The sequence below is a fragment of the Mesorhizobium sp. M7A.F.Ca.US.005.03.2.1 genome (genome assembly GCF_003997795.1).
GTDB lineage: Bacteria > Pseudomonadota > Alphaproteobacteria > Rhizobiales > Rhizobiaceae > Mesorhizobium > Mesorhizobium ciceri.
The window spans coordinates 1-1,496 of sequence record NZ_RZRP01001167.1; the positions used below are offsets into that span (position 1 = coordinate 1).

Genomic DNA, 1,496 nt, shown 5'->3' on the forward strand with positions numbered 1-1,496 from the left:
ACCTTGATCAGCGTCGACTTGCCGGCGCCGTTTTCGCCGAGAATGGCGTGGATGCTGCCGGCTTCGACAACAAGCTCGGCCTTCTCCAGCGCGCGTACACCGCCATAGCGCTTGGATATGCCTTCCATACGAAAGAGCGGAGCCGCACCGTCCATCGGCCCTCCCAGGGCGATTGTGGAATTGAGACAAACGCCGCGGCTCAAGCCGCGGCGCCGGGTGACAGCCAGCGATGATTTACTGGTTTTCCTTGGTCTGACCCATGATTTCCTGGGCGCTGAAATTGATGCCGCAGGTCGGGAAGGAATTGCCGACGAAGAAATTGTCGGATTCCTTGGGGAAGTAATCCGTGCCTTCCTTCATGTTCGGGTCTTCGGCGATCGCCAGCGGCAGCTTCACCTCTTGTGGCACCACTTCGCCTTCGAGTGCGGCGATCGCGGTCTTGATGGCGACAGCGACCTGAGCCGGGCCCGAGCCCGCGGACGAGCACTTCAGCCCGTCGGCTGAATGCGCGGCGCAGAACTTGCGGAAGCCGTTCTCGGTCTCGCCGCCAAACGGCACGAACGGATGCTTGGCGTCGATCATCGCCTGCACGATGCCGGTGTCGCCGCCCTGCCCGGTGATGCCGTCGAACGGACCGTTGGTGGCGATCGCATCCGCAGTCACCTTCTGCGCCACGCCGTCATCCCATTTGCCGGCGACTTCGGTCACGTCCCACTTCTTGCCGGACGCATCGAAGACCTCGTGGATGCCGTTGTGACGATCGGTGTCGACGGAGGTGCCGGCGACGCCGCGCACTTCCAGGATCTTGCCGCCGTTCGGTATCTTGCCGACCAGCCACTTGGCCCACAATTCGCCAAGACCCTTCTGATCGACATTGACGTTGATGGCGTCCTTGGTGTCGAGAATGTTGTCGAAGGCGACCAGCACGATGCCCGCTTCCTTGGCACGCTTGATGACCGGACCGAAGGCCGTCGGGTTCTGGGCGTCGGTGACGATGGCGTCATAGCCGGAATCGATGAAATTGTTGATCGCCGAGATCTGTGCCGGCACGTCCTCGCCCGTCGAGACGACCTTGAATTCCTTGATCTTGGCTTTGACTTCAGGTTGCGCGGCGTAGGCCTTGGCCGTCTGCACCATCTGGATGCGCCAGGTGTTGGCGATATAGCCATTGGCGAAGGCGATGCGGAACGGCCCTTCCTTCTTGGGATATTTGAAGAATTTGGTCTCCGCGCTCCACGGCGCGAAACAGTCCGCCTGAGCGGCGGGACCCGACACGATTTCGGGTCCGGCGGCCATGGCGGCCGAATTGAGCATGACGAATGCAGTGGCGGCAACGACGCCACCAACGAGTGACTTGATCATCGATAATCCTCCCGATTGCAGTTCTGATTGTTCGTTTCGCAATGCGAATTTTTCGCGCGATGGACCGGCACCTCCCGCCTTGCCATGCGCTTCCTCGGCCGCCCGTGATGGCCGACCCGGTACCTCCCTTGTCG

2 protein-coding genes are annotated in these 1,496 nt (G+C 61.4%); both read right to left on the reverse strand.

Annotation, left to right across the window (positions count from 1 at the left end):
- Positions 1–155: ATP-binding cassette domain-containing protein (locus tag EN991_RS35830; RefSeq protein ID WP_127370495.1), on the reverse strand; the 155-nt coding region annotated here is incomplete at its 3' end.
- 79 nt (positions 156–234) lie between these two features.
- Positions 235–1,362: a sugar ABC transporter substrate-binding protein gene (locus EN991_RS35835; protein ID WP_013530863.1), complete on the reverse strand. Its 1,128-nt coding sequence runs from the start codon at positions 1,360–1,362 to the stop codon at positions 235–237.
- Between the last annotated feature and the right edge of the window lie 134 nt (positions 1,363–1,496).

Coding starts and splice junctions, on each gene's coding strand:
- EN991_RS35835 (WP_013530863.1), bottom strand. CDS start 1,362: ATGATCAAGTCACTCGTTGGTGGCGTCGTTGCCGCCACTGCATTCGTC.